Genomic DNA, 26,133 nt, shown 5'->3' on the forward strand with positions numbered 1-26,133 from the left:
ATTTTGTACTGCGTAATAAGAAAGTACAAGTGAGATAGTGCTAGCACCAAGTTCAATCATGCCAGCAAGAGTAAAATGTTGAAAGCCTTGCTCAAATACTAACTTTTAAGCTTAGTTTTAAATCCTGATCGTAAAGCAATAATACCAGTAGCTAATAGCAAGGTTAACCAGCCAAAAGTTCCACCTCCTGACTCTTTCTTCGCTGGTTCAGCTGTGTCAGGAATCTGATTATCAGTGTTATCACCATCAGTGCCACCATCAGAATCACCTCCGTCAGATGGGCTTTCAGAAGGCGTCATACTAAGTAAGTTGCCATTTTGATCATAGGCATAACTAACCACAGTGCCGTCTTTATAGGTGGCCTCTGTAATGCGCTTGGTACTGTCGTATTTGTAATCGACAGCAAAAGCAGAAAAGCAATAGAAAAAAAGTAAGACTAAAATAACTTTAAGCATTTTGGGTTCCCTTATTAGTCGGTAATATCAAAAGTGATTTGAGTTCCTTCGGGTAAATTTTTTACTTGAATAGCAATTTCAGCTCTAAATTTCATCCCCTCTATAGAGTCAGCTAAATATAAATTCTCAAGCTTAAACTCGCCCCCTGCAATAAACGGAATTTTTGGTAAAAGACGACTTTTAGGGGGAATAGAACCATTAATTTCTTGCCACTGACGTGCTAAAGGGTAACCTGTAAGAAAATTGTAATTATTTACTATTTCCCTTGCCCAACCGTCAATACTATCCGAAACGTACTCTAAATCTGCAGTTTCTGGATCAAAACTATATATTTTGTTTTTCTTTATACAAAATTGACCTCCAAAGATATCTTCTGCGAAAAATAGACAGTCTGTAATTAAGTCTTTATAAGAGTCTCTCCATAGAGCATTTTCATTCCATTCTCTGAGACCTATTTCGTATGCTGTAGATTGAGAGGGATATACATGCAGTGCATTCTCAAGCGCATAAAATCCATTACGTTGACTTAACATATCAAGTAATTCGCTTTTGAGAGAGCCAGCTATATCTTCAACTTCCGCAGGTAAACTAGGTTTACTATGGTTTAGTGATTTACTAGCATTTGATAACAATTGATTCATATTTTTCATAAATTAATCTACAACCTTAATTTTAATCTTGGTTCCATCAGGAAAAATTCTGCATTGCGCACCTATACACGCGCCAGCCCCCCGATTATCACTTGGATTTATATATCGGACTGATGCCCCTTTTCCGCCCTCCTGAAACATAGCAGGAGGGAATTCATCACGGTCATAACCAGATTTTGTATCGTAGCCACTTAAAGAGTCTTTCCGATTATTTTTTGCGTTCGCACGCCCTACTGTAAGAGTATTTGGTTTTCCAGCCGCAATAGCATCTTCTATATGCTTGGCTGATTCTGGAAATCGGCTTCTGCTAATAGTTATTTTAGGTGATTGTTTTAAAAAGCCTTGTAAAGCTCCTTTTCCAATTCCTCCACCAGTACAAACATACTCTAATGTGCCAATCGCTCCTTCAAACAATGCGTAACTTACTTTAGCCTTTATGCATTGTGAATTTGACTGAGAGCATGCGTAATTTATAGTTTGTTCTACTTCTTCATCACTAATTAAATAAGATCCAATTATTGATGTTCTGGTGACGCTATTAGGTAGGTCTAAATCACTATCGCTGCCGACAGTGTAAAGAGAACCAGCCCCAGTTGTTGGGGTTAACCCACTCGGATCAACCGAGTTAACCGGGTCGCCACCTACATAAGCATAACGGTTTAGCGAACCTAGATCACTAATATCACCACGAATAGGATCTTTGCTAACAAAGCGGCGCAACTCAGGTGAGTAATAACGGGCACGCATATAGATAAGCCCGTTATTGTCTGTGATAACGCCATCTTGGCCGTTGTAACCAAATGGTGTTGTAATCGCTTGGTTTAGCTCTGCAAACTCTGGTGCATCATAGCGTGTGCCAAATGGCGTATAGCTATAACGAGCTACTACCTTCGCATCTTGATCACTAATAGCGACTACAGAACCGCGATAATCGTAGTGAAAATAATATTCCTGTGCGGTTTGATTTGCTTTGTGACTTCGTTGTGAAACTAAACCATAAGGACTATAGATAAAGAAGTGTTGATCTATAGATTCATCAGGGTTCGTTACCTCTTGCCACGCAATTTGCGGTAGACCTAGGTAGTCAGGAAGTAATGAATAACGAACAGTTGTGTTACCACTTTCACCTGAATAGGTTTGCGTATCGCGCATACCTTCAGCATTGTAAGTGTATTGGTGATTGCCAGCACTAGCCAACTGATTTCGGGCATTAAAGTCTAATGCCATATCACCTACATTTAGTGTATTGCCATCGAGGTCAAAGTCAAAAGTTTTTGAGTTTTTACTGGCAATGCGATTATCAACATTGTAAGTCATAACCTGTTCAGCTATCAGCTCAGCTGGTGGTGCGAATTCAGGTGTGACGTCTTCTTTGGTAAGCTGACCAATAGCATTATACGTGTAATACTGTTCAAGTATTATGCTGCCGTCTGGTGCTGTATCAATGCTACTGGTTGGTCTATTTAGCTCGTTGTAGGTGTTAACTAAAACAGTGCCATTTCCACGAATAACTTTTGTAACATTTTGGTTAGCGTCATACTCATACTCAGCAGCGATAGCATCCTGATTTAATGCAGAAACAGAAGTAACTAAATTGAGTTCGTTATATGTGTATTTGATAGGGAGGTTTTGATTCCCATTGTCATTAATATACTCAATTTGTTCTAAGTTACCTGCGGCATCTCGAAGAAAGTTAACACCACGGAAGTTATTGTCATTTTGCTTGTATAAACTGACTCTATTTAAGGGATCATATGCTCTTGTAATCGTGAGATCATTTTCTGTAATGCTCGTTGGGTTAGCATTTTGATCATACCCATAGTTAATAGTCGAAATAGGGTCGGTTACGCTGATTAGACGTGAAGCTATATCGTACTCATAGCTACTTTGTTGGTTGCGGCCATTGATAAAAGTGCTAACTAAGCCATTTTCGTTATATGAATATTGCAGTGATATGTCGTCAGCTGTAGTTTCTGTTTCTACTTGAGCATTATTATTAAGTGCAAGCGTACGCGTATCATCAGCTGGTGCGGTAACACTGATAACGTTGTTATCGTCATCGTAGCCTTGTTTTGCAATAAGCGGCGTATCATCACTGCTTGGGTGAGTAATGCTGATTAAGCGTGAGAGCCTGTCGTATGAGTTGTTCCAAACTTGCGATAAGGCATTAGTCGTTTTGGTGATCTGCCCGAGTAAGTTATATACGAAAGATTGTTTGTTACCTGCGGCATCTTCCGTTTGCTTCGTGCGATCCATTTCATCAAACGTTGCTTTACTGATATTGCCACTAGCATCGCTGGATTTAATTAAGTTGCCGTTTTCATCAAATTCGGCTTTAACTATATTTCCTAATTCATCGGTTGTTTCGATAACGCGACCAAGCGCATCACGCTTTATTTTGATGGTATTGCTATTTGGATCGGTACTCTCGATTAAACGACTCTCACCGTCATATTTGTATTGATAAACTATATCCTGAGCGTTTTGACTAAGACTGATGGTACGCTTTTCTATAAGGTCGCCTTGACCATTATAGTTGTACAGCGTTTGAGCAGCGGTGCTAGATGTACCGCTATTACAACGTTTATCGCAATACTCGATAACATTGCCTCTGGCATCATAAACCCATGTTTCAAATAATCCGAGTGGATCAACCTTTCTAGTTACTCGGCCTAAGCCATCACGTTCATAGCTGGTAGTATTACCTTGAAAATCAGTTTCAGACTCAACAAAACCATCAGAATCATGATAAATATGGCGAGTGTATCCTTCAGGATTCGTTTCGCTGATTAATAAGCCATTGCTATAACCATAGTAAGTGGTTCTGCCTTCAGGCGTGGTTACGCTTAATGGCTGATTATGTTCGTTATAAGTAAATGAAGTAATTAACCCAAGTGCATTAGTGATAGTTTCAACGTTATTAGTGCTAGTTACGTAGTTGTAAAGGGTTTCTTCTCCAATCGCATTAGTGTGTTTAATAGTATTGCGGTTAGAGTCGTATTCTTTCTTATCAATCGCACCATCAGGTGTTGCTAACTCAGTTATATCACCAAATTCGGTGTAAGCCATGCTGGTGGAATAACCACGTCCATTAGTAATGAGCGTTGGCTTACCATCATCGTTGTATACAAAGCCTTGCTCATGCGATAGTGCATTTATTTCTTTTACAAGCTGGTAGTTTTTATCAAAGGTTTTCTGTGTGAGCGCGCCGTTTCTATCCGTAATAATGGTAATGACGTGTTCATCAGTTTCTTGATAAGAGAGGCGAAGCGGTAAATTGTCATCACGCGAATCTTCTTGCTCAGTTGCACGGCCTTTATTGTCGTATTTAGTCGTACTAACCAAAACAGAATTGAGGAAATGGTTTACGATTTGGTCAAGATCATTATAGGTGAACTCTTCAACCGTACCATCAGCATGAATAATTTGGGTTAATTGCTCGTTTTCATAACTTAAACGAACTGACCTACCAGAATTGGTAGAGGCCTCAACTAAAAATCCATCGCTGTTATAGCTGTATGTAATGCCAACATTGCTAACAGGTTCATATGCTTTTTTAAGACGACTTTGCTCATCAAACTCAAAGTTAATACCTTGGCCTTTGTGATTTTCGATGCGAGTTAAAAAGTTAAACTCATTGAAAATATAAGTTAAACGATTACGGCGCTCGACTTTGAAAGTGCCATCTTCAAGTTTTGTTAGTTTATCTAAACGGCAACCAAAGCTTTCAGTGTTATATGTGCCATCCCCTTTAGGACTGAACTTATGTTGTTGGTTATCAGACCACAGAATAGTGACGTCACCATTTGGCGTTTCTGCTACCTGCGCTGCGTAGGCATTAGCAAAATCCCAACCGACACCCACACCACTTTGACCACGAATAAGTGAGTTGTAGCTAATATCAAAGGTAACAGGTGTGACGCCATTTACAGCGAGTAATTGCTTGTGTTCAACTTTAGCACCGTTGCTTGGCATTATTGGATTGCCAACACGATTGGCAACACATTGCCCGCCATCAGTAGAAACCGCTTTTTCTGCGCCTTCAAAACCGGAGACTATTTCTTCAGTTTCTTGAGGTTCCACGACTGGAATGGTGTGTGTAAAGACACTCTCATTACCACTGACGTCAGTGGCAATAAATTTAATTGTTAAATCACTTACATCGTTATTGCTGCGAGTGTAGAAAAATGCGACATCTTGCCCGTATGGGTCACTCATATTTACTATGCGGTCAAGATTATTGTCCCCCTCCCAGTCGGCTTGAATACTGACGAGATCGCCGTCAACATCTTCACTTTTTACATTTAAGGTAAATTGTTTATCTAATATTACATAGTTAGGTAGAGCATCAACCCATATAGTCGGAGCATTGCTCTTTACTGGTGGAGTGACTTCGACATGCCAGTATTCTGAACCTTCAAGCGCTTTGCTTCTGTCATTACTGTCTTTAATATAAAAGCGTTTAGAACCCTGTTCATCAGGTGTACAGGATAATGTAACAGAAGTATCGTTACCGTTAATATCAGTACAATGCCCTAATGTACCTTGAATATTAGCAATGAGTTGATCGGGTAAGTTTTCACCAATTAATGTAAAGCTTGTGCTACTCCCTTTTGGGGCGCGTTTAGGTGTAAAGTCAATCAGGTGAGGATTTGTAGTTGGTGTTTCTTGTTCAACAAATACTGCTGTTAGCGTTAAATCTTCTTTAATTACTAAACTACAAGCGGCGGTTGTACATTGATTTGCCTGAGTCGGCTGATAATTCCATGAATTAAACTCCCAACCTTCAACAGCACTGGCAACCAACGTGACTTGGCTATTATTTTCATACTGGTAGCTACACTTAGTTCCACAATCAATCTCATTGGTTGGAGAACTGAATACTTTACCTTGACCTGATGAATTAACGGTCAATGTAGACGTTTCTCCTTGAGTTTCTTGGATTTCAATAAACCAATTCTCAGATCCAGCTATAAAGTCTGCATCTCCCGATTGTGCTTTAACATAAAAGCGTTGTTCACCAGCCACCGTAGGCGAACAAGAGAAAGCTGCTTGAGTTGAACTTACAGATTGCCTTGCACACGAGTCTGAGCCGTGAATATTGGCAACGATTGTTGATGGTAAGTTTTGCCCTGAGATAACGACTGTTTGTGTTGAACCTGCCGCTATTTGTTTAGGTGAGAAGTCAGATACGTTAGGTGTATTGTCTTCTGTGACCGTAATTGTCCAATTCTCAGATCCCGCTATAAAGTCAGTATCACCAGCTTGTGCTTTAACATAAAAGCGTTGTTCACCAGCCACCGTAGGCGTACAGGAAAAACTTGCTTGGATTGAGCTAACTGACAGTCTCGCGCACGAGTCTGAGCCGTGGATGTTAGCAACGATAGTCGATGGTAAGTTTTGCCCTGAGATAGCGACTGTTTGTGTTGAACCTGCCGCTATTTGTTTAGGTGAGAAGTCAGATACGCTAGGTGTATTGTCTTCTGTGACCGTTATCGTCCAGCTTTCAGATCCAGCAATAAAGTCAGTATCACCTGCTTGTGCTTTAACATAAAAGCGTTGTTCACCAGCCACCGTAGGCTTACAGGAAAAACTAGCTTGGGTTGAGCTAACTGACAGTCTCGCGCACGAGTCTGAGCCGTGGATGTTAGCAACGATAGTCGATGGTAAGTTTTGCCCTGAGATAACGACTGTTTGTGTTGATCCTACTGCTATTTGTTTAGGCGAGAAGTCAGAGACACTAGGTGTATTGTCTTCTGTTACCGTGAAAGTACGGCGACCTTGAAAAGCCGTGGTATTGCTGTTGCTATCGGATGCTCGAAATTCCACCTCATAGTTTCCAACTTGTGTCATAACAACAGCGAGGTTGAAAGTATATCCAGTGCGAACATCACCACTGATTGCATCAAGTACTTGTTGTGACCAACTAGATGTACCTATCAGGCGGTAGCGTACTGTTACATCAGTAATATAATTTGAATCAGGATCTTGCCAGATCGATTGAAACGTTACACTTTCATTTAGAGCCAAAGACTCGGGAGTTGCTTGGCTAGAATTAAGTGTCGGAGCAGCATTATTATCTTCAGTGACCGTTATCGTCCAGTTTTCAGATCCAGCTATAAAGTCTGTATCTCCCGATTGTGCTTTAACATAAAAGCGTTGTTCACCAGCCATCGTCGGTGAACAAAAGAAAGTTGCTTGGATTGAGCTAACTGACAGTCTCGCGCACGAGTCTGAGCCGTGGATGTTAGCAACGATAGTCGATGGTAAGTTTTGCCCTGAGATAGCGACTGTTTGTGTTGATCCTACTGCTATTTGTTTAGGTGAGAAGTCAGAGACACTAGGTGTATTGTCTTCTGTTACCGTGAAAGTACGGCGACCTTGGAAAGCTGTGATATTGCCATTGCTATCGGATGCTCGAAATTCAACTTCATAGTTTCCAACTTGTGTCATAACAACAGCGAGGTTGAAGGTATATCCAGTGCGAACATCACCACTGATCGCATTGAGTATTTCTTGTGACCAACCAGATGTTCCTATCAGGCGGTAGCGTGCTGTCACATCAGTAATATAACTTGAATCAGGATCTTGCCAGATCGATTGAAACGTTACACTTTCATTTACTCTAATATTAGAAGGAGTAACATCAGATCGTATTAAAGAAGGGCTTGAGTTAGTTAGCTCATTCGTAATAGTTACTGTTTCGCTCTCAAGTGTACAATACTTCTTTTTATCAGTATTTAAAACGACTGCAATAAAGACATAGTATTTATCTTCGTCAATGTTTCCAACTGGCTCCGATATAAAGCCAGCAGTCGAACCTTTAAGGGTTTTTGTAGCGGAACGAGTAACTTCACTTTGTTTCGAGTTATATAATATGAATTGGGCTGCTAGATTTTCATGTATCGCATTTCGAGGGTATCTAAACTTAAAGAGGGCTGTATTCTCTGTGGTTTCAGAAACAGATACATCACCTGAGTTTAATATGCTTTCGGAAACCATATCTCTAACTTCTGGACTGCTACACCTATCAAGCTGCAAAGATAGAGAGTTATCAGAAATTACTAAAGTTGCATATGCACTACTCGAAAGCATTGAAACTATAGAGTAAAACAAAAAAGATAACATAATCTTCAATAAGTTTTTCACAGGCACAAATCCGTATTTATTAATTATTACTATAACGATTATTTTCAGCTTGATTGACACAACCTAAAACATATCATCAAGCTTACAATATGATCACTTGAGTTATAAAATATGATCAATTGAGTTACATTGTCAAACTATAAGTTATTAATAAATATTGTTATTTTGTATTTTTGATTGAAGTGGAAGAATTGGAGGAAATGCAAGAATTGCACTTTGCCATAAAGTAAGTTTTGAGAAAAGTAGACATCAGAACATCCTAAAAGTATTCTCATATTTAAAGTTGTAGGAGAACTTATGAGTAAAGAAAATTTGGAGAGCGTTACAGAGTTATGGATGAGAGTTTTAGCAAAATGCAACGAAAAAAATATTAATATAACCGCAGAGTCTAAAACATACTTTTTTGTTAGCTATTCAAGCCTGCTAAGAAATGTAAAATCAACTCAAAAAATAAAACCTATCTATGTAAAAAAATTGGCTGAATTTTTGGAAGTATCTGAACTACAAATTTTAGATTGGCACGAAAACAAGGACGTAACTAGCTTAGCTGAAGATAGTGAAAATGCTTTTGAAAGTTCAACAAATGTGATTGAACAAACAAAAAGCCCTTTTGGAGCTGGAAAAAGAACTAAGATTATTATTTTCTTAGCGACCTGTTTATTAACTTTGCTCTGCCTTTCATATTACTTATTAAACTATAACACTACCCTCAACAGTGAAAAAGGTCGTATGTATTTCGGTGAAGGTACTGATATTTCACTATCTATGTCTAAAGTAGGAGACGACTTTCAATTACCATTATATAACTATGATTTTAAAAATGTTGAAATTAAAGTTGAGGAAGAGAAGATACACATTACAGCTGATATAGATACTTCTAGGATTGAAGCCCCTACGATAACATACATTGGGAAGTTTGAAGCCTCGGGATTGTATTTGGACGGGAATGCAGCAGTTACTTATAAGATCTTGATAAATGCCAACAATGAAGCTTGGATTGGCGTCATGATGCTGAAAATAGAAACATTGGAATCTCCAAAAGGTTATTGGTTAACTATACTTAATGATCCAGACGATGAAACCTTCGGTAAATTTTTGTTTGGCGATGCTTATTTACATAAACATTAGTTGGATATTAATGATAGTTACACTGATTTTGTTAAGGGGGAAAAGGCTAAATTACTTTAATTCCTTCTTCACCGTCCCCCAAGCCATATTCAAAGCCTTGGCTTTTTCTTCTTCTTGCTTTTTTAATTTTTCACTCAGTCCAGCGAGCCGATCTGAGTGATATAGCTTCATTAACTTCAAGTATGCTGCCTTATACTGCTTTAAACTTTCCCCTTGACCTAAGCCTAAGATCTCACACGCATCAGCAAACACTAATGGATTGAGATATCGGTTGTTACTACTCGATTGTGAACTTGAGGACCGCTTAGAGTTAGCTTGGTTTTGATTGTTACTTTGTTCACGTTTGTAGCGCTCTCGCTCTTTGCGAAGATTTTCAGCTTCGCGCTTTATAGTCTCCTCGGCTTCACGTCTTTGTCTTTGAATATCTTGTTCTGCTTGATATTTCTGATTTCGTAATTCTTCTTCCACTTGTCGCTTTTGCTCATATAATTCACGCTGCGCTTGGCGTTTTTGTTCTTCAATATTTGAGGCATAAGCGCTACTTAATTTTCGTAATCGAACTGTTTCTATTACGTCACTCAACCGCATGCGAATAAATGTTAACGGTCGATTGAAATTTAAAATAATACCAATGACAAAAAACACAGTCGCAAAGTTTCTGTTTTCTAATTCAGAAACAATTATCCATACTCCCAAGAGTGGGAATAAACCGATCAACATAAGTACTGGATTTAATCGCACATACAATTTACCAATTAAATAGCCTAACAATATAAAACCAGCCGCACCAAAAAGGAGTGAAGTCATAATTGTTGCACCTTTTTGTAAAGTGGTTTCCATGTATGAATGAGGAAGCCGACAACAAAAGCTGCGGTTAACGGCCACCAATTAAGATCTGAAATGAGAGTCAATATAGGTGATAAAAAAAGTATCACGATAATACCTATTATCGAAATACCACTTCTAAAAAACCAGCCGATGAATAATCCGATAAACCAAAAGAAGCCTAAAAAAATGAGTGTGTCTGTATTCATCCCTATAACCTCAACGTAGTATCAAAATCTAGCGTGATTGACGTCTTACTTGTTTGTGCTGGTGCTTTTTTAGTGAACCGTAAATAACGTCCATGCTCAAAGTAGCTCATACAGGTAATAATGGTTGGTTGCTTGTAGGTTGATATAAACACTGCTTGATTCCTTTGCATCGTTCTGAGTTGATCAGGTGCTAATAATGGCATGTGTGCATAGGATGTTTGAATATCCGTAAAGTTTTCACGTTGGCTAATAGTGCGCTCTCCAATCACTTTTGAAAATTCGGTATTGGTATCTAAATCGCTTCCTCTAAAAATAAGGTAACTGCCAATACCTGCTTTAATGGCTTTTGCTTTTTGCTCGCCGTATTTGTCGTCAAGTTGTGAGATCCCTTGAAAAACCAGTGAGAGCGAAACACGGTACTTGCGTACATTATTAATGCTAGTATTGAAGTCATTAATGTAACAATTTCCCATTTCATCAAGAAATCCAAAAATATCGAGTTCGTTTGGTGTCGGTTTGTGAGCCATCACAGTAGATAAAAAACGTGTATAAAATAAGTCGATTATGAACTGATAATAGGCTTGTTTAGATTCGGAAAAGTTTAAATAGATAATAACTTTTTGATTTCGAATATTTTTCAAATCTAAGCTATCGGTACGCATTAATTCTCGAACATTTTGATTATTGAGTTGCTTCAGGGCTGTTTTACAAATGGTGACATAGCTACTGAGCATTTTTTCGTTATTAGTGGTGATCCCTAACCAAGATTCCCAAAGTGATCGATCATCTGAGTCAAATGGGTTAATAGAGTTTTCAGCTACCCAATTATCAAGGCTAGTTCCATCACTGCCAAATCGTAAAACCAGAGAGTTTAACTCAACCAGATTAAGACTATTTGGCTGAGAGTAGGCTAGACATTTAGCTAAGACTTCGAGTATTGAAATTGCGCCTTCATTCCACATTGGTTCTTTGTCTGAGCCATATTTTGACATAATGATAGAGGCACATATTTGCTCTATTTCAATGGTATGTCGTGCATCTAAACCAACAAAAGGGTTAAAACGTGAAGACGATGGCAAGTCTTCGGGGCATAAACGCACAATACGAAAACCCCTTGAGACTAAATGACCACTGGTGAGTTGATAGACTTCACTACTGGGGTCATTCACTACTATAGAGCAATCAGATGAGCCGAGTTCTAATATTGTTGTGATAATAAAAGCTGTTGTTTTTCCTGAGCCTGGTTTAGCAATCACGGCTACATGTTCAAATGAATCTTTGAGTGACAAGCGTTTATCATTTCCGTTAACTAGTAAGCCTTTATTGCTGGTTGAGAACATTGAGGTTAGTTCAGCTTTATTGGCAAAACGCGCTCCTTGCTCTTGTACTAGTAGCTTCTTTTTGGCAATAAAGTTTCCAATACTAAACAGACTTGAAAAAGTATCTTTGATGATTTTAGACATAATCAGCGCTCCCTATTGCAAGAGTGATTTTTATTTATGTTAGAGCGCGCACGGCTTTTTCTTTGCTTAGCAATTTGCTGGTTTCGTTGAATGGTTTGTTGCTGCTTTTGTTCGACTTGTTGAGCGAGTTCATGATTTTGTTTTTGTTTTACATGTAAACGAGATTTTCGTCGTTGTTTTGATTGTTCATTTTGCTGAGCAAGTACTTCGGCTTTTTCATCTGCTTTTTGAGATGAAGCTGGTTTAATATAAGGAGGCTGATCATCACTGACTTCTTGACCCGCACGACTTGCAGAAAAGAAGCTAAATAAGCCATCAAAAAAGCCAAAGATATCCATATACTCACCTATAAATAGTTAGCGTTCAAAGTCATTATTGTTTTGCTTGTTGCCATTGTCTTTTTTATTACTGGGCTGTGTTTCCATCTCTGCTTTTCTACGTTCTACCTCGTCATTATTAGCTTGTGATTTATCATCTTTTTGTTTCGATAAAGGTGCTGATTTTTCATCTTTTTGTTTGTGTTTCGATTGTGATGAGAGAGATTCAATTTGAGTAAAGGCTTCTTCTAATCCGAGTGTTTTTAAACGATATTTTTTATTATCAAAGTTGGTTATAAAGCCAATAGTATTTCCACGGTTATACATTTCAATATTTTGCTGAGCTAAAGAAGTGAATACATCATTCATTGATTGACTTTGTGAAAAAATATCACGGAGTGTTTGAGTGATTTTTTCTTTCTTTTCTAGTCGCCCACCTTTGCGTTGTACTTCACCAGCCTTGTTTGATTGCTTTTGCTTTTTTTGCTCATGAGTCGCATTTAAAAGAATATCTTGTTCTAGTTCTGGGTAGGTTTCAATGACGTATTTTTCGGTTTCTTTTTTAACTTTATCAAATTCGAATTTGGTTAAACGCTGGTTTTTCGATGAGTCAATTTCATTACTACTGATCATTAAATGAAAATGTACGTTATTACTTTTTTCATCATGCAAATAACCTGTTACTAGATTATGCTCACAACGTTTTTGAGCATATCGTTGAACAATATCAAAAAGTCTCTGCTTTTCTTGCTCTAGAGTTAATTGTGATGATTTCGTAATAGAAATGATTTCATGAAATAGATAATTGCCATTTTTTCGGGATCGTACTTTTTGAGCATTTGCTGAAAATTCAGCAACGATATCTTTATCTTTTCGCGCATAAATATTTTGAGTGAAAAAATCATATTCACTATTTCGTGATGAGCCATTTTTCATGTAATGGTAGAGTTGTGAAAAGCTTCGGCTTTTACGGCTCATCGACTTTATAATCATTTATTCGCTTCCTTTGTAATAAAGGTAGCTATGCCATCTTCAAGCTTTTTTAATTCCATTAATAAGTCACGTTCATCAACCATTACTTTTAATGTGTTCGAACGATGGGCTATTTGATTAATGTTATTAGCAACATTGCGCAGTAAATATTTCATTTCTTTTATTTCATCTTGCAGTTGGGATGAAATAAACGGGGATTTATTTAGGTGATGTTGAACCAGTTGGGCTATAAATGAGGTTGGCTTGGTGTGATTGAGATCGGCAAGATAGCTCACTTTAGTAAACTCATCAGCAGATAGACTTATGTTGATTCGCTTTCGCTGATCAACATAATCATCTAAATATTGCTTTCTCTTTGCACTTACCAAAAGTATGCTTCCTCAAATTAGTTTAGATTTCAGTCTAAAGATTTGGGGGTAAGGGGAATCCCCTTATGGGTTCTAGGGCTAGCCCTAGCAAGAGAGCAATTGGTATAGTTGGTTACCAACTTGCAATCTTGCTACTACTGTATTAAAGCATAGACACATTAATGTACTTTCGCATTATTTTTAACCCATAAAATTAACAAGAACACTATAATTTCACTGATATCGTCACTGCATGAGTATGTAAAATGAACAAATAGGTAAACGCTCTGATGAAAAAGACTGAAACCTAAAGCTAGAGTCTATTGATTGGACTAAAAGAGAGAACTACATTATGAATTCTTTTTTACTACTTGAATAAATAAAAATTAGCCTTATTTATTAGTTTTAATAAAAGGAGAATTAATTTGTATAAAACTGAATTTATTGAAGCCGTAAAAAGAAGTTCTAGGCTTGGTCTCACCGTACCAGATGTTGGTTCTTGTGATAGCTCGAGTTTTCTTCAAAAGACAAATCCAATAGAACTTGCGACAGTCATTAAAAAAGAAATGGGGTTGTTAACAGAGAAAGAAATCGTTGGACAGTGCTTATCTCTACACTATAGATTAAAGCAAGTATTTACGGATTTTTTTGACTGCCCAATTTTTTATACTATCGGGTATGTTGAATTTAAAAACTCAACTATGTTCAAACAAACCGAAGAATCTCTCGTTGAAATGCTAAAAACAGGAGTTGAAGGAGAAGTAAGCTTACACGCTTGGTTGACTCTTCCTTCTATGGAAGTGCTTGATTTCAGCCTGCCAACATCATATGCCAAAGTAAACAACATTCCAGAAGGTATTGGCTCTGCAATTGCTGAACAGGCAAACAAGTTAAGTTCGAACGGAATGACATACAAGCCACTTATTGTTGGAGAAGATTTTTTATTCAAATCTAAGATAGTACGTTTATTCTAAACAGTTTTAAACTGGCCCTGAGACTGTTGTTATGTAACAGGGTTAGTTTTGCATTGACTCTAAGTTTATTGTATTTACTATTTCATCACCCAATATAGGGCTAGGGTGGTCGAGTTTCTTGTTGTATTGTCATCACAATCACAATTACAATTACAATAAAAATTAAAATGAACTCACAGAAAACTAAAAAGCAAACTTCAAGATGCTATAACATTAGATGTAAGATACAAATCTGCCAAGCTGGAGTAAATAATATATAACAATAATTCAAAAGCTATCGTGGAATCACGCTGCCCTAATTCTCGCTAAAAATATTCCTGTGCTATTCGTATAAATAACTGTTCCCTTCAAGTATGAGGGCGGCGTCCATGGATATAAAAATGTATTCGGCTATACTTTCTCAGTGAATGCGTTCTTGGGGCGAAATGTTGATTTTATCTTCATTTTCCTATTCTAATTACAATATTCGGTTGCGTGATGGAAAAGCTGAAGTTTTGACTGGAATAAGGTAATTTTGCTCTTCAAGTAATTCAAAGAATTAAACTAGCTTCAGGATAAATTTGTTAATTTATATTAAACTTTTTATGTTTGAGGCCGATAATGAAATAGGTACCAATTGTTAAATAGGGAATATTTATGAAAATACAAAGCGGTTTAGGAAACCCCTCAGCTCACCTCCAAAGCTTAGAGCAAAATAATCGGCAAGTTATTGTTAATCGCCATTCTAAAAGCGAAGAATTAGTTCCAAACAAATCAGATACATCTGTCGGGGGGATGCAGACTGAGCGCAGTGACTTTAACGCTTTACTTGCAGTAAAAGAGCTCGATATTAGTAATATTTCACCTCAAGAGTTTACTAGCTTGATCGCTGATATTACCCGTCTGTCGAGTGAAACAGGTAGGGGAAATGATGAATCTATTAAAGGTTTAAGTAATTTTAGAGTGTCGCTAGAAGTACGTATGGCAACGGGGAAATTAGCTCCTAATGCAAAGCTTGATATGCAGCAGTATGTAAATGAGTACACTGAAGAATCTGAAAAGCTATCCAAGCAGGACAATAAAACCTACCGTTATTCACCAATATATGCCAATCAGTCTAAACAAGCGATAGACACAATTTTTACGCAATCTAATATCGAAAATTTACAGTTAGAAGCTATTGAGTTTTTGAAAAAAAGTGGCAGCAGTTTAGTGGATAAAAAAGTGTAAATTATAAAAAATAACGCCAGCAGTATGGCGTTATTTTTACGTTAATTCTTAATTTTATCTAAAGTGACGAGTTTCCGATTTGAACCGCCCACTTCCATCTCCACCACCTTTGTTTTCTACTACCCAAAAGTAGTCGCCAGCGCTTGGATAAGACGATACACCATAGCGTCCAGTCCTGACTATTGTGCCATTTGAATCGGTAAGGTAAACGTAATATGTTGCGCCTGAATCGTTTCTTACCACATGAAATGATTGAAGTTTATTACGGCATTCATAAGACACCGTAAATCTATCTACAATTTTTATTTCATTTGGATTAACTAACTCGTAAGCAGTAGATTCGAGTTCCCTGCAACGGTAAGGGTAATCTATGCTTTTAACAGATTGCTGTGTTGTATATTCAGAGATAGCACTCTGAATTCTAGATTCAACTTCAGGGTTTGCAAAAGCTGAAAAAGCGGACAAAGAGAAACATCCAAATAGAAAGGCATTTATTCGTAAAGATCTTTTCATATTAAAACTCCTTTTGATCGTAAATAACCTAAGATAATAATAATTATCCTGAGCTTAATCTTTAAGCTCAATTACTAATATTACATAGAAAAATTAGAAATTATAGTGTTATATAGCTTTTTTGTGGGGTATTTTTTATCTCTGCTATTTAATTTACTCATTAAATGAGGCGTATTAAACTATTGGATTATAAGGGCATTACGTGACTAAAAATTCAACGGATGTTTATTTACCTGCTTATGCAGGTGATTTACTGACGCACTTAAGTACTTCTCGGTCGTTGATATATCACTGTGTCACATCATCTTAGAAAGAGCGTATAGATCACAACCTCACTCAAGCATCAAAGTGGCAAAGGTTCTACGTAATTTATGAGCATAAAACGAAATTCAGCTATATTGCTTTAACTTTGTGATATACGTTCTTAATGAGTTGTAACACATGCCAGTATCACTCTGACTTGAAGTAAAAAAATAAATACACTTTCTATTGAGCCTCATTCGATGCTCTAGGTATTTTTCTAATGAGCTTATTAATGATATAGGCATAGGAATTATCCTGTCTTTAGCGCCTTTTCACTGCTGTACAAATAGCGTTCTATTTTTAAGGTCAATATCCGACATTTTGAGCATTCTCAATTCTGAAAATCGAATGCCGGTATATATAAATGTTGAGATAATGGCAACTCATCTTGCTTTGTAAAATTGATATTGTGTCGGCATATTTCTAGCGTATTCGATCAGATTTGATGCTTGGTCTTGAGGAAGTCATTGCATTGACCTTTTTGGTATCCTAGGTTTTGGAATTCAAAGTATAGGATTCTCATCAATAATCTTTTCATTTACACACCATTTTAAGAAAAGGCTTAATGAACACATATGATTTTTAATGGTTTTGGGTGCCCATTTTCTATCGATTTTTCAGTGAATGATAAAGTTTTCGATAAACTCTTTGTTCAACTCTTCAATATACTCAATAGGCCTATATTTTAATAATAATCAAAATTCACTTTTTAAACTTTTAATAGTTCGAGGCGAGTACCCAGAAAATATTTCAGAATACACGAGGAATTTTTTATGAAGTTCTACAATATTTTTCATAGCAAAAAAATAACAAAATAAAGAGTCAGTAGTCATCGGGCTATACCCGAGTATCACTGGCTCTCATTTTTGCTAGTTTTTATTGTAGTTTTTTGGCTTTGTGTTCTTCTAAATGGTTGCGGGGACAGGAATTGAACCTGTGGTCTACGGGTTATGAGACCTCAAGTCGTAAAAATACATCCTGTTTTTTCCTTTTATTTAGCCAAAAATTAACGATAAAGTCGTTGTTTGCAAAATGATAGCCTGTGACCATCGGGTGAAAGCATCTTATTGATAAATTCTTTAGTGTCAAATTAAAAAATAAACATTACAAATTTTCTTTTTTAGATTTTTAATGAAATAAATAAGTTGATTATTGTAAATAGGTTGTATTACGCTTTTACTTAATGATAAATATTTTTTTGCTTTATTTTTTATTTTGAATAATATGGTTTTATTATTTTATTTGTTATACGATATATATGGATTATATTTTAACTTTTTTTTCATCTACCTTACTATGATTTGCTTTTTGAGATGATACCAGTCTTACATATCTGACACTAAATTGAATTTTACAGCATTCTGGCATATCAATGATATATATGGAGGTTTTTCAGAGGGATGGGGTTTTTAAAGTTTTTACTTTTATATACTTGGTTTTTCTATGAGTAATAGTTGATTTAATTCTATTGTGTTTGTGAAATAGAAATAAAGTTTTAAAATTTAAAGTGGGTAATTGTTTTTTGCTTTTTTTTAGATACATTCCGTTTTTTTGAATGATCTGAGCTTACTTAGTTTGAGCTTCAGTATCTTACAATGTAAATAGATATACATACGTGTGTGTTTTATTATCTAATTTTATATTTTGATTTGTTTCTTTGCTTTTAATATTTTTTAATATATAAAAAACCTCTTTAAAAGAGGTTTTTTGTTTTTAATTAGAACTAAAGATCTTCATACAATGCTATTACATGAGGTAGTTTTCTTTGTTCTTCATTATTGTATATTGGTACACTACTGCCATATAAGTGATGTTGACTTGTTTTAGCTTGCGCCGAACCTGAGCCATCCATCATTATCAAAGCTTCTGGAGTCACTCCCCAATTTTGTGCGATCGACTCCATTTGCGCTTGAGTTTTATTAGCAGCTGTCATAAATAATAAATGAGTATAAGAACATTCTTTATCACTTGAATTACAATCTGCACTGTAACCTCCAATATATGAGCGACCTATTGCATAACCACTGCTTTTTTTTACATCAGGGTTTAATCCGACAATAAGATCTGAAACACCAGTATCAATCATATAATTAGCATCGTAATTATCTTTAATTAAGGCTGTGTTTGTACTTGGATATATATATAAAGAACGCTTACTCTCTTCATCGTTATGCGTTTTTAATTCATGCCAAGAACCTTTAATAGGAAATGATATTGTTGTGAATTTTTTATCATGATTAAAAAACTGCCCATTAACCAAACCAAAAAGTTTAGATGAATAAAATTCATTAAATAAATCATCTATGGTTTTTCGGTAATATGTTTTTTTACTGGAATTATAAATTCCAGAATGAGCATCTAGTCCAACACCTCCACCATTTTGTAAGTCAACAACCTGTATAAATACATCATTTGAAGTCGTTGAATATAAATCAACCCCTTTGCCATCTTGTATTTTTGTATATCCATTTGCTGTTGGTAATTCTGCAGCATTAGCAGAATTTAATCCAAAAACTAGAGAAGTAGATAAGATTAATTTAGAAAAATGTTTCATTTAAAATTTCCTTTTGTAATACTCAATATATTTTGTTTTAACCTTATATATTATATATAAGGCTTATTTAAATTATTCAAAATTATTTTTTTGTCAATAGTATTTTTTATTAATTAAGCAAAAATTAATGATAAAAAGTCAATGTTTGAAAAATTAAAGTCAGTAATATCGAGTAAAAACTACTCTTATTGATAAATTCTTTAGTGTCAAATTAAAAAATCAACATTACAAATTTGCTTTTTTAGAGTTTTTAATGAAATAGATAAGTACCTTTGTGTTGTACTAATATTTGAGTGTCCAAGCACTTCTTTAATGGTAAAAAGATTAACTTCTGCCTCTATAGCCATTCTAGCAAAGGTATGTCTTAGCATATGAGGTGAGAAATAAACTCTTGAGGCTTTTCTGATCTTATCACACATATAAGCTATATTTTTTTGACTTAATTGCTTGTGTGATCTCACACTGGTAAAAAACCAATTTGAAGGTGATAGTAATAGTTTTCGAGTATTTACATAGTCTTTTAGTCTAAAAAGAAGCATTTGATGAATAGGAATAATTCGATCTTTACCTCACTTACCTTTTCTAATATAGATTTCACTTTCGACTAAATTTACATCAGCTATTGTAAGATTTAATAATTCTTGCAACCTGATTCAAGAAAATAATAGTGTTGAAATGATAGCTATATTTCTAGAGCGTTCAAGCTTGTATTTCCACGGATATGAATCTGTTGAAAACAAAATGCTTTTCACATCATGATTTTCAATAAACCTTGGTAATGCTTTGTCTAATTTCGGTCTTGGAATGTCAATAACAGGGTTTTTCTTAATGTAACCTTTTGCTGAACACCATGTAAAAAATGATTTAAGGTTTTGCCACTGATTCCTATAGGTTTTTGCTGACCAACAACGATCTTTACTTTTGTTGGTCAAAAAACTTTCTAATAGCTCAGATGTATATTGTTTTACGTCTCGGTCGGGTAGGTCATGCATCAATATATTTAGAGTACTCAATACGCTTTTATAACTTTTAGCCTTATTTCCTTTAGCCACTAAAAAGTACTTTTTAAATCAATTTAACAACTCTGTTATCTGCATATGGGTTACTTAAAATTATTATCTAAAAGCTTATAATTAGAATATAATCAGCCTATTCGTACTTCAAAAAGGAATTAAATTGAACAGCCAATTATGGAAAAGTATTAGTGATTTTGTCGAACTAAGTGAATATCCCAAACTGCCATGCCCGTTTTGTCACGAAGTAGAATTAACAATAGATGAAAACAGCGTTCAAAGCCGTGCATTATCTAAAAATTATGAGAAGTCAGCTCCTTCACGACATTTCCAATCAGTTAAAAATAAGCTAAGTCAGGAAATATCTGAGCAAAAAAATACCATTAAAGAAATGTATGATGAGAATAAACTCTTAGGGGTTCTTCTTGGTGCAGGACTTGTTTTCACTCGACTTAATCAACCTAATTATGAGTTTCATAAGTTTATTGCATTTATGTCTTGCCAAAGCTGTGGTGATAATGTCTCAGTTAATGGCTTAGCTCAAATTCATAATAAAACTAGACAAGATCAAGTTCAATTAGTACCAATTTATAAGATTGAACACTTTTCGACTCCAATACCATTATTCAAAATTGATTCATCTGTTCCTACTAAAATTCAATTAGAGTTACTAGGTGCATTTAGTTATTTTCATATAGACACCAATTCTTCGGCCAATAAACTACGTAGAGCTATTGAGCATTTTTGTAGAGAGCTGAATGGTGGCAATGCTAAATTAGCCCACCAAATTCAAAAGTTAAAAAAGACTTACCCTTTGGAAGCTGATCTACTTGATACTTTAAGATTAGTTGGAAATGAAGGCACGCATTCCGATGGTGTCGATGAAGATGATTTATTAACTGCTTTTAGAATTTTTGAAGAGGTTCTTACTATTTTTAAGAAACAAGAGATACTCAATGAAATGAAACTAAATCAGAAAGTATTAACTGATAAATTCGATAAAAAAATGTTAACTTGAGAATGTTGTTTCTACACAATAGTATTATTTGATATGGGATTAACTCCCATATCAAATATTTAATTGCTCGAATAGATATTTGCAGAATTTATCTTCAACTAATTCAGCTATATCCATTGAAATATTATCTTTGAGATCTTCAACGGCATTTTCGGAGTAATCAAAGCTGCTACACATGAAATTACCGTGTACATATATTTCAGTTCAAGCTCCTGAAAAGTCATTAATAAAATCATACCCAGTTACCTCAGAAATCTTGCTTCTAGCTTCTTGCATCACATGGTCAAGAACTCAGTATACAGGATCAATGCTATCCCAGCTTTCAGAGCCAATGCTTTCACGGAAATCATTAATGATGTCAAATAACTCATTTTCACTCATATCAAGATCATCACCAATTTTACAAACAGCACGAATATCTAAAGAGCCAAATGGACAAAAGTAACCTTGTAATTCACTTACTGTATTTCTCATAATTCAAGAAATTAATTAATAAAGTGATTTTGAAACATCGGTATGACGCAAGAAGTCAAAGAACCGTTATTTTACAAGGTACGTAGGAAAATCGGTTATTGACTCGCAGGGTCAACCGATATAATTACTGAACTTTATGATTTAAAAAACTATAAACGGTAATGCGAATTTGTATAGATTTTTAATTGTAAAAGCAATTTTATTTTTATAATCTATACAATTAATATTAAAGGAATTATTAAATGAAAATTTTAGATAGCGCAGCTATTTTAGCTTTTATTACAGCTTTTTTATATTGTGTAAGCACTGCTTACACATATGGTTATTTCGGTGTGTTATTCTTAGATAGTGACCTTCTAGAAAGAAATTTTCATCAGATTATGTATCACGGCTTGTTGCAGAGTTTCCCTATTTTATTAACGATATTGTTTTTCTGTGCTATATCTGTAACTATTCACTCAGCTTTTACAACAGGATTAATTAACTATGTTATAAAAAATGAAAATAAGGAAAAGTTTGTATCAAAGCTTGTTCAGAAATTAAAGCCTAAAAATAAGCATCTAACAGTTTTAGAGCAAACACATTCTAAACGAGTAAAAAAAATCTGGATTGTATTTTCATTATTTTTTATTTTCACTTTATTAATGGCTTATATTGAATCAAAAGGGGTTGATTCAGCTAAAAACATGAAAAATTCAATAAAAGAAGGGAAATATCGCGCAGTTAAACTAAGTGTTAAACAAGGTGATAAACCATTTGCTCTTTTATATTGTGGTGCTCGTAATTGCGCAGCTATTGACCCTGAAAATAAAGAAATTAAATATTTCCCTCAAAAAGAGCATACTCATTTTTTTTATGATATAAAAGAATGAAGTGTACTTATATCGAATTGAATGTTTAATAATAAAACCTCTCCTTTTAATGTCTATCTAAGCTGTTTTTAAAACTTTTCCCTTAACAGATATGATCTTTGAACACCTTTAAATCTAAAGATGAAAAGAATATTGATTTATTAAATACTGTATTATGAGCAGCCATTTTTCATTGGAAATCGAAAAGTAAAATTAAAATATACTTAATTGCTTAATACATGAGCAAATGTTTTAGAGATTTTGTATCCAATTGTTTTATCTAACCACAACCATTGCCCATTAGGGTTGGTTTCTAAAAAATACATTTTATCATTCTTATCTACTACAAAATCAAAAACGCTGAAATGCAAACTTAAACTTTTATTTAAATCTATAAGTTTGTTCTTAAATGCATCATCTATTTCGTAATAAGTATACTCTATAGACTCGCCATACAACGACTCACGCCAATCTAATAAGTTGTTTTTATCTTCAATTTTAAAATAAAAAACTTCATTTTTTAATACTACTATTCTAACATCATATTTTTTATCTATTTCAGATTGAATGGTAGCTGGACAAAAGGAAAGTGTATCTATTTTTTCTATCTTTTCTTGATTTATTCTTTTAACAAAAATAGGATAATTTTTATCATTTTCAATAGCCCAACTCATCGATACACCTTTAGATATACAGTGGTCTTTATTAATTTTATCTATGGCATCTTTAGGGTAATTTGTTACTAATGTTTTAGGTAAAAATAAATTTAGTTTATTCGCGTGGATGAACTGTAAAGGTTTCATAGATGCGTTGTAGTTGTTAAATGGGTGGTTAATAACTTCACATCCTTGTGTTTCAAGTAGCCATAAAAAACCATATATAGTATCGTTAGATTCTCTGAAAACAAAACTTGCCATTTCGTCTTTCATGTATTTTATATTTACAGGAGTTGGTTTCCTCCACCATACAGAGTGTATTTCTTCTATTAATATCTTTTCTTTATTGTAAATTAAACTTGAACTATTTGGGTTGGCAAAATCTATTGTTATATTCCAAGTCTTGCCGAAACTTTCAGTATCAACAGTTAATACTGAAAATTTCGAATCAATTTCTTTAAAAACATACTCGGTGTGTAAGTCTCCTTTATCTGAAGTGAAGCATAAAATATACATATTTTTTCCTCAGGAATCGTCAGCATTTAAATCTTTTGGCTGATTTAAATTATGTGTAGCTGTCCCCGTTGCATCTGATACCGCGCTAATCGTATCTGAAATAGTTACTCCTTCTACTCCTACTAGTGACCAAGGCGTAAATGATAATGTGTTGTTTTGATATCCACTTTCTTTATTTTGCATATTTAAGTACCTTATAAAATTAAGTTACGATGTGCCAATTATGACGAAATATTAACACTTAGATTACATTTTACAAACAAATAGTCAAGAAAGTCTAGACTTTTTTCGATTGTTAAAAAACCTAATTTAAGTACTAAAAGTCTTACTCTTATTCATCAAATTTTCCCTTGCCCTATCCTTGTTAAAACTCCCACTTTCATTAACCAGTCAATGGCTTTTTAACAAGTATTGCATCTGAGTTCTATTTTCTACCTTTCCTCACATTCAAATATGAGCTTCCACAGATAAAGGTTCATCAGGGTTTCAGCTGATCATTTTGTTATAAAACTCGATGAGATTTTGCTTCCATCTTGTTCATCCAGCTTCACTAGGGCTTTCACCAAACATTCCATTGGCAATATCAAGACGGTTAGGGTCTAAGTGTAAGCCCTGAACATCAAACGAGTTACTTTTTACTTCTTGGATTAGTGAGTCAGTAATCTGCTTATCAATTAAATCAAAACCAATTCAATTAACAAAACGAAGTATTTCTCTTTTTCTCTTATCTTGCTCTTTTACTTTTTCTCTGTTGGCTTGAATAGCAATATCAAGTCAGGTTTTGTACTTTTCCATTGCTGTATCTAGGGTATTTTGAAATTTTTGCATTAACCTATCAAGATTACTTGTTGTGAGATCGTCCATATTTTCTATAAAAGACACATCAATTTGATAACACAATTTTAGTGTTGATTTTATCTCATTAAGTCCAGCTCTATGTTCAGAGAGATCTTTGATATGCTCTTGAACAGCCATAGTTTTTAAAAATCATGCAGCTCTTATTTTTGGCATAGTATCCATGTAGGCTTTTTGATATTCCAGTTCAGGCTTGTGTAAATCTGCGAGTGGGAAATTAGAGTCTATCGCGTATGAATCACTATCGAGTGAAATTTTTCTAGCCGGTGGATTTTGTCACATATCAATCGTGATAATTTCATTTTCTTCACCGCGAGATAATAGGGCGCTTCACTCCTTTTTAATATTGCTGCCAGAGAGCGATAATAAATAGCTGGTTTCTAACGATTTACTTGACGAATATTTTTCTTCAAACGCTCTAATTTTGTCACTAAAACTAGGGTCTATATCAATCAGTGTGAGTGTTAATTCTTGGAAAACACGAGATTCAGGATTTAGTGAATCAGCTTTTTTAGCTGCGAGTAATAACTTTTGTAGTTCATTCGGATTTTCTAGAAGAAGCTCTTTTAGCTCAATGTATGCCGAAGTATCTCAATCGTTGAGCTTGTTTAATAGTTCTAGTGTTTGTGTACCTTCAAGCTCATTGTGATCAAGTTGATCATACAGCTGCACAAATCGTTCAACGCAAGCTTCATCTGCATTAGAAAATTTTTTATTCATTTCAATATCAGCTGAAAGCTCGGTTCAAAATTCTCGGTTAAAAAGGCTAATAGATGTTTTATTCGTAGGGAATCAGTTCATCTCTATGTACGAAGCTGATTTCCTACTTTGACTTATTGTGAAGAACAATGAGTCAAGCGCAGAAATTTTTTGGTTTTTTAACAACTCAAGAAAAGATTCGTACCCAGCACCAGTATTGTACATTGAAAGATTTTTCAATCAGTCAATACGACGCTGAAATAGTTTTAGCTCTTTTGCTTGTTCATTTCAGGCTCGGACATTCGTTTCAAATAACTGTAAATATTTTTCACCTAGACCTTTTATTTCACTTGTTCACAATTGTTCATCAAGCTTTCATGAAAGTGATTTCATTTGTTCTTGTTGTTGCATGTCAGCCTGTGAAAGCTGTTCCCCCATTTTTTCCATCTGATTTATAGTTAATGTTATTTATATTCTTTACCGAATAATGCCCTATATAGCCTGAGGCTTTTTTCACCTTCTTCTTTCGTTAATTCAACACCATACTTATCTTTATAGTCTTTTTTTATTTGAAAATTTTCAGCGAGTAAGTGTAACTTTGAATATTCTTCCTTCGGCAACTGTCTAAAAACAAAAGTGGCCTCAGGATCTACAGCTTCAATATCAGCGACTAAAGATTTAAACATATGATTTATTCCAAGAGCTCCAGCAATCCCTTTCAACGCATGCTTTTTCTCTTTATCGTTTAATTTCAATGTGTCGTAGTACTTTATTAACTTAGGTTCAATCTCATACATAAAATCAGTAATGATTTGCTCATAGGTGATTTCGTAATAATCAATGTCGTAAGCCGATTTTTGCTCCTTTGCTAATACATTTTGAGATGTACTGCTTACGAAGATAAAAAGTAACACATGTATCAATTGCTTCATTTTCCTATCCCCTACTTAAAAATGAGTTAT

Annotated in this window: 24 protein-coding genes; 6 read left to right on the forward strand and 18 right to left on the reverse strand. The window is 35.0% G+C overall.

Features of this window, described 5'->3' with window-relative positions:
- Positions 1-98: 98 nt before the first annotated feature.
- From ACMVDV_RS16775 to ACMVDV_RS16785, 3 genes are read right to left on the reverse strand one after another with little or no spacing between them, the layout of a single operon-like run.
- Positions 99-455: an RHS repeat domain-containing protein gene (locus tag ACMVDV_RS16775; RefSeq protein WP_416158866.1), complete on the reverse strand. Its 357-nt coding sequence runs from the start codon at positions 453-455 to the stop codon at positions 99-101.
- Positions 456-469: 14 nt separating this feature from the next.
- On the reverse strand, positions 470-1,105 hold the full coding sequence (locus ACMVDV_RS16780) for a hypothetical protein (protein WP_416158867.1): 636 nt from the start codon (positions 1,103-1,105) through the stop codon (positions 470-472).
- 3 nt (positions 1,106-1,108) lie between these two features.
- A complete protein-coding gene (locus ACMVDV_RS16785; RefSeq protein WP_416158868.1) occupies positions 1,109-8,107 on the reverse strand; it encodes an IPT/TIG domain-containing protein in 6,999 nt (2,332 codons plus the stop codon).
- A 444-nt stretch (positions 8,108-8,551) separates the two neighbouring features.
- On the opposite strand from ACMVDV_RS16785, the gene ACMVDV_RS16790 reads away from it, so the two are divergent.
- A complete protein-coding gene (locus tag ACMVDV_RS16790; protein ID WP_416158869.1) occupies positions 8,552-9,382 on the forward strand; it encodes a hypothetical protein in 831 nt (276 codons plus the stop codon).
- 51 nt (positions 9,383-9,433) lie between these two features.
- Here ACMVDV_RS16790 and ACMVDV_RS16795 read toward each other — a convergent pair whose 3' ends face one another.
- The 5 genes from ACMVDV_RS16795 to mobC all read right to left on the reverse strand — a co-directional run bounded on the left by ACMVDV_RS16795 (position 9,434) and on the right by mobC (position 13,557).
- Positions 9,434-10,189: a hypothetical protein gene (locus ACMVDV_RS16795; RefSeq protein WP_416158870.1), complete on the reverse strand. Its 756-nt coding sequence runs from the start codon at positions 10,187-10,189 to the stop codon at positions 9,434-9,436.
- A 229-nt stretch (positions 10,190-10,418) separates the two neighbouring features.
- Entirely contained in the window at positions 10,419-11,879 is a 1,461-nt protein-coding gene (locus ACMVDV_RS16800) for a type IV secretory system conjugative DNA transfer family protein (RefSeq protein ID WP_416158871.1), read from the reverse strand.
- Positions 11,880-11,881: 2 nt separating this feature from the next.
- Complete coding sequence (locus ACMVDV_RS16805) at positions 11,882-12,217, reverse strand: hypothetical protein (protein ID WP_416158872.1); 336 nt, start codon at positions 12,215-12,217, stop codon at positions 11,882-11,884.
- Positions 12,218-12,235: 18 nt separating this feature from the next.
- The gene (locus ACMVDV_RS16810; protein ID WP_416158873.1) at positions 12,236-13,189 is read right to left on the reverse strand and encodes a hypothetical protein; all 954 of its coding nucleotides are present in this window, start codon (positions 13,187-13,189) and stop codon (positions 12,236-12,238) included.
- Positions 13,186-13,557, reverse strand: coding sequence for a plasmid mobilization relaxosome protein MobC (gene mobC, locus ACMVDV_RS16815; protein WP_416158874.1), 372 nt, complete (start codon positions 13,555-13,557; stop codon positions 13,186-13,188). Before mobC ends, ACMVDV_RS16810 begins: the two co-directional genes overlap by 4 nt.
- A gap of 404 nt (positions 13,558-13,961) precedes the next feature.
- Here mobC and ACMVDV_RS16820 point away from each other — a divergent pair, with 404 nt between their 5' ends.
- Both ACMVDV_RS16820 and ACMVDV_RS16825 read left to right on the forward strand, forming a co-directional pair.
- Positions 13,962-14,510, forward strand: coding sequence for a hypothetical protein (locus ACMVDV_RS16820; protein WP_304180222.1), 549 nt, complete (start codon positions 13,962-13,964; stop codon positions 14,508-14,510).
- 636 nt (positions 14,511-15,146) lie between these two features.
- Complete coding sequence (locus tag ACMVDV_RS16825) at positions 15,147-15,719, forward strand: hypothetical protein (protein WP_416158875.1); 573 nt, start codon at positions 15,147-15,149, stop codon at positions 15,717-15,719.
- A 54-nt stretch (positions 15,720-15,773) separates the two neighbouring features.
- On the opposite strand, the gene ACMVDV_RS16830 is transcribed toward ACMVDV_RS16825, so the two are convergent.
- From ACMVDV_RS16830 to ACMVDV_RS16845, 4 genes are all read right to left on the reverse strand, one after another.
- On the reverse strand, positions 15,774-16,232 hold the full coding sequence (locus tag ACMVDV_RS16830) for a hypothetical protein (protein WP_304180227.1): 459 nt from the start codon (positions 16,230-16,232) through the stop codon (positions 15,774-15,776).
- Positions 16,233-18,258: 2,026 nt separating this feature from the next.
- Positions 18,259-19,089, reverse strand: coding sequence for a hypothetical protein (locus ACMVDV_RS16835; protein ID WP_416158876.1), 831 nt, complete (start codon positions 19,087-19,089; stop codon positions 18,259-18,261).
- A 206-nt stretch (positions 19,090-19,295) separates the two neighbouring features.
- Positions 19,296-19,646: a tyrosine-type recombinase/integrase gene (locus ACMVDV_RS16840; RefSeq protein ID WP_404676667.1), complete on the reverse strand. Its 351-nt coding sequence runs from the start codon at positions 19,644-19,646 to the stop codon at positions 19,296-19,298.
- Between the two features lie 96 nt (positions 19,647-19,742).
- Positions 19,743-20,141, reverse strand: a complete 399-nt coding sequence (locus tag ACMVDV_RS16845) for a hypothetical protein (protein ID WP_416158877.1) — start codon at positions 20,139-20,141, stop codon at positions 19,743-19,745.
- A 124-nt stretch (positions 20,142-20,265) separates the two neighbouring features.
- Here ACMVDV_RS16845 and ACMVDV_RS16850 point away from each other — a divergent pair, with 124 nt between their 5' ends.
- Positions 20,266-21,120 carry a DUF4145 domain-containing protein gene (locus tag ACMVDV_RS16850; protein WP_416158878.1) on the forward strand — a complete coding sequence of 285 codons (855 nt, stop codon included), beginning with the start codon at positions 20,266-20,268 and terminating at the stop codon, positions 21,118-21,120.
- Between the two features lie 51 nt (positions 21,121-21,171).
- Here the strand turns inward: ACMVDV_RS16850 and ACMVDV_RS16855 are convergent, their stop codons facing one another.
- Both ACMVDV_RS16855 and ACMVDV_RS16860 read right to left on the reverse strand, forming a co-directional pair.
- Positions 21,172-21,297, reverse strand: coding sequence for a hypothetical protein (locus ACMVDV_RS16855; RefSeq protein ID WP_416158879.1), 126 nt, complete (start codon positions 21,295-21,297; stop codon positions 21,172-21,174).
- Between the two features lie 114 nt (positions 21,298-21,411).
- Complete coding sequence (locus ACMVDV_RS16860) at positions 21,412-21,594, reverse strand: hypothetical protein (RefSeq protein ID WP_404676638.1); 183 nt, start codon at positions 21,592-21,594, stop codon at positions 21,412-21,414.
- A gap of 242 nt (positions 21,595-21,836) precedes the next feature.
- On the opposite strand from ACMVDV_RS16860, the gene ACMVDV_RS16865 reads away from it, so the two are divergent.
- Positions 21,837-22,466, forward strand: a complete 630-nt coding sequence (locus ACMVDV_RS16865; protein ID WP_416158880.1) for a hypothetical protein — start codon at positions 21,837-21,839, stop codon at positions 22,464-22,466.
- A 203-nt stretch (positions 22,467-22,669) separates the two neighbouring features.
- Here the strand turns inward: ACMVDV_RS16865 and ACMVDV_RS16870 are convergent, their stop codons facing one another.
- The 3 genes from ACMVDV_RS16870 to ACMVDV_RS16880 all read right to left on the reverse strand — a co-directional run bounded on the left by ACMVDV_RS16870 (position 22,670) and on the right by ACMVDV_RS16880 (position 25,192).
- Positions 22,670-23,617: an MvdC/MvdD family ATP grasp protein gene (locus tag ACMVDV_RS16870; protein ID WP_416158881.1), complete on the reverse strand. Its 948-nt coding sequence runs from the start codon at positions 23,615-23,617 to the stop codon at positions 22,670-22,672.
- 9 nt (positions 23,618-23,626) lie between these two features.
- The gene (locus ACMVDV_RS16875) at positions 23,627-23,800 is read right to left on the reverse strand and encodes a hypothetical protein (protein ID WP_416158882.1); all 174 of its coding nucleotides are present in this window, start codon (positions 23,798-23,800) and stop codon (positions 23,627-23,629) included.
- 1,263 nt (positions 23,801-25,063) lie between these two features.
- Positions 25,064-25,192 carry a hypothetical protein gene (locus ACMVDV_RS16880; RefSeq protein WP_304180243.1) on the reverse strand — a complete coding sequence of 43 codons (129 nt, stop codon included), beginning with the start codon at positions 25,190-25,192 and terminating at the stop codon, positions 25,064-25,066.
- A gap of 128 nt (positions 25,193-25,320) precedes the next feature.
- Between ACMVDV_RS16880 and ACMVDV_RS16885 the strand changes: the two genes are divergently transcribed.
- Positions 25,321-25,629: a hypothetical protein gene (locus tag ACMVDV_RS16885; RefSeq protein WP_416158883.1), complete on the forward strand. Its 309-nt coding sequence runs from the start codon at positions 25,321-25,323 to the stop codon at positions 25,627-25,629.
- Between the two features lie 6 nt (positions 25,630-25,635).
- Here ACMVDV_RS16885 and ACMVDV_RS16890 read toward each other — a convergent pair whose 3' ends face one another.
- Positions 25,636-26,103: a hypothetical protein gene (locus ACMVDV_RS16890; RefSeq protein WP_416158884.1), complete on the reverse strand. Its 468-nt coding sequence runs from the start codon at positions 26,101-26,103 to the stop codon at positions 25,636-25,638.
- Positions 26,104-26,133: the final 30 nt, after the last annotated feature.

Origin of the sequence: Pseudoalteromonas sp. ASV78 (assembly GCF_047806705.1) — a bacterium.
In the GTDB taxonomy this organism is placed as follows: domain Bacteria; phylum Pseudomonadota; class Gammaproteobacteria; order Enterobacterales; family Alteromonadaceae; genus Pseudoalteromonas; species Pseudoalteromonas prydzensis_A.